1 tRNA gene is annotated in these 251 nt (G+C 66.1%); it reads left to right on the top strand.

The window, feature by feature from the left end:
* The first annotated feature begins 119 nt into the window (after positions 1-119).
* Positions 120-196: transfer RNA gene (locus FLQ44_RS02040), tRNA-Met, on the top strand.
* The last annotated feature ends 55 nt before the right edge of the window (positions 197-251 follow it).

Here is a 251-nt window from a genome sequence, read left to right on the forward strand (position 1 = left end):
GGAGTCCGGGCGTTGTCCCCGTTTAACACAGGGCAGGAAGCGCCAGCAAGGCGAGGTCGGCGCCGGGGGCGTGCGGCTTGACAGCCCCGGCGGCCCCTCACGACAATGCTCGACCCCGTGGCTATGTAGCTCAGCCGGTTAGAGCACAGCACTCATAATGCTGGGGTCGGTGGTTCGAGTCCACCCATAGCCACCACGACAAGCCCGCGATCTTGCGGGTTTTTTTGTGGGCGGCGACCGCGGTCACGCGG

Origin of the sequence: Vogesella mureinivorans (assembly GCF_007644035.1) — a bacterium.
GTDB lineage: Bacteria > Pseudomonadota > Gammaproteobacteria > Burkholderiales > Chromobacteriaceae > Vogesella > Vogesella mureinivorans.